Origin of the sequence: Kitasatospora sp. NPDC048296, from assembly GCF_043201815.1 — a bacterium.
In the GTDB taxonomy this organism is placed as follows: Bacteria; Actinomycetota; Actinomycetes; order Streptomycetales; family Streptomycetaceae; genus Kitasatospora.
The window spans coordinates 1-2680 of sequence record NZ_JBICZB010000175.1; the positions used below are offsets into that span (position 1 = coordinate 1).

The window sequence follows — 2680 nt, forward strand, 5'->3', positions numbered from 1 at the left end:
TCGATGTGCGGCATCACGGCAACGCCGGTCTCGAAGCCGGACAGGCCCAGCGCCAGCTTCGGGAAGACGATCAGCGCCACGCCGATCATCGCGAACGCGTTGCCGTGCTCGGTGGTCAACGCGTTGGACCAGTCCGTCACCACGTCCGGGTTCTCCAGCACGTGCCAGATCCCGTTCAGCACCACGACGACGTTGAGCGCCAGGTAGACCCCGACCAGGACCACCGCGAGGCCGATGGCCTCACTGAACCCCTTCAGGAAGACGCCGCCGAGCAAGGCGACCAGCAGCAGGGTGATCAGCATCTGCCTGCCGGACAGCGCACTGTGCAGACTCGGGTTCTCCACCAGGTGCGCGGTCGCGTCCGCCGCCGACAGGGTGATGGTGATCATGAAGTCGGTGGCCGCGAACCCCAGCAGCGTCAGGACGAACAACTTCCCCTGCCAGAACGACAGCAGCCGCTCCAGCATCGCGATCGAGCCCTCGCCGTGCGGGCTCTCCTGCGCCACCCGCCGGTACACCGGCAGCGCACCGAACAGCGTCACGAGCACCAGCACGATCGTCGCCACCGGCGACAGCAGCCCGGCCGCAAGCGCCGCGATCCCGGGCTGGTAGCCGAGCGTAGAGAAGTAGTCCAGCCCGGTCAGGCACATCACCCGCCACCACCGCTGGCCCTTGTGCTCGACCGGCGCCTCCGCGTGCGGCCCCGGGTACTGCTTGGCCATGTCGGACAGGCCCTCCAGCAGCCACGCCCGGAACCTCGCCCGCCGCGTCGACGCAGCAGTACCCGACGAACTCACCCTGCGCCCCTGCCCTCGTCCCCGAAACCGGCGCCACCGAGGCGGCGGCAGGGCGAAAGGCTATGCGACCAGCCGCTTCACTCCCGGCAACCGCCCGCAGGGTGTCCCCCCATTGGTCCAGCACCCGTCCGGAGCCCGAATCTCTCGACATCGCCGGACCCCGCCCGATGACGGCACGGGTCGCACCTTCGGATGCGGGCTGAAGAGCATTGCCGTCAGCGGGAGTTGGGAGACCCACTCGTGCGGAGGACACCCGGATCCGCACAACGTGATGTCAGCAGGCGGCAGCGAGCGAGTCTACGAGGATGCCGAGTCCTTCCCTGGCCTCGGCCTCGGTCAGGGTGAGCGGGGGAGCCATCCGCAGGGTGTGGCCGTAGAGGCCGCCCTTGCCGATGAGCAGGCCCCGCTCCTTCGCGTGCTCCAGCACCCTGGCGGCCAGCGACGCGCTCGGCGCTCCCGTGCCGGGGTCGACCAGGTCGACGGCGAACATCAGGCCCTTGCCCCGGACGTCCCGCACGACCGGAAGCCGATCCGCCGCGGTCCGCAGGCCGTCGATCAGCAGGCGGCCGAGCCGGTGTGCGTTGGCCTGGAGGTCGTGGGCGAGGAGGTAGTCGAGTGTGGCCTTGGCGGCCGCCGTCGCGATCGGGTTGCCACCGAACGTGGAGATGCCGTTGGCCGGAAGCGCGTCCATCAGCGTGCCGTCCGCGACGACACCGCCGATCGCGAAGCCGTTTCCCAGACCCTTCGCGAAGGTCATGATGTGGGGTGTCACGCCGTGGGCCTGGAGGCCCCAGAAGTGCTCTCCGGTACGGCCCCAGCCCGTCTGCACCTCGTCCGAGACCAGCAGGATCCCGTACCGGTCCAGGATCTCCCGGTATCTCGCGAGGAGTCCGTCCGGCGCGGCGGTGAAGCCTCCGACGCCCTGGACAGGCTCCACGATCAGGCAGGCGACGTCGGTGGCGGTGGCCGTGTCGAGGACGTGCTGCAGGTCGTCCACGCAGAAGGCCTGGAACTCCTCGTCCGACAGGTGCGTGAAGCGTGCGCGGTCGGCGCCGTGCAGGTAGTGCACGTTGACGGGCGAGAGCGAGGAGTTCTTCCAGCTCCGGTTGCCCGTGACGGCCGTGGCCGCGTACGAGCGTCCGTGGTAGCTGTTGCGCAGGGCGAGCACCTGGTCGGACCGGCGGGCATTGGTGGCGAGCAGCAGCGCCGTCTCGTTGGCCTCGGTGCCGGAGTTGGTGAAGAACACCTTGGCGTTCGCGATGCCCGACAGCTCCGCGATCTTCTCGGCCAACTCCACCTGGGTGCGGATGAGGTACAGCGTCGAGGTGTGCGCGACCCCGGTGCGCAGCTGCCGCTCGACGGCCTCCCGTACCTCGGGCACGTCGTACCCGAGCATGTTGGTGAGGATGCCGCCGAAGAAGTCGAGATAGCTGCGCCCGTCGGAGTCGGTGACGCGGCGCCCCTTGCCGCTCACGATCTCGATCGGGTCGTCGTAGTAGAGCGACACCCACCTCGGCATGACCGCGCGATGGCGGCCGAGCAGGTTCGACATGCGAGGCTCACTTTCCTTGCGACACCATCGACTTCGCGTCGATCGGGCAGCCGGGCCGCACGAACGGCTCTCAGGCAAGCTACCCTGCGCCCGGCCCGTAGGACGGTCAATCGGGGACGACACGGGCCTCGACTCCACGGCCGCGACCCTCAGCCGCTCCTCCTCGTGGTGCCGGCCCGCCACACCCTCGATGCGCCCGAATTCGGCACTCCCGAGACACTCGTCCAGACCGACCGGCCCCGCCCCGGGGCGCCGGTCGGCGTTGCGACCCGGCCGCGCGGAGGGACACGCTGGTTACGAGGGCCGGACCGTGGAGCCGGAGGCCCGGCGC

1 protein-coding gene and 1 pseudogene are annotated in these 2680 nt (G+C 69.9%); both read right to left on the reverse strand.

The features are described 5' to 3' along the window. Nucleotides 1-797 (reverse strand): annotated as a pseudogene (locus ACGF12_RS38235) (amino acid transporter); the annotation flags it as partial. A 274-nt stretch (nucleotides 798-1071) separates the two neighbouring features. Then, nucleotides 1072-2349 (reverse strand): aspartate aminotransferase family protein, encoded by a 1278-nt coding sequence (locus tag ACGF12_RS38240; RefSeq protein WP_393041169.1) that lies wholly within the window; start codon nucleotides 2347-2349, stop codon nucleotides 1072-1074. Between the last annotated feature and the right edge of the window lie 331 nt (nucleotides 2350-2680).

Bases quoted from the DNA above. Each gene is read 5' to 3' on its own strand.
- ACGF12_RS38240 (WP_393041169.1), bottom strand. From the start codon at position 2,349: ATGTCGAACCTGCTCGGCCGCCATCGCGCGGTCATGCCGAGGTGGGTG.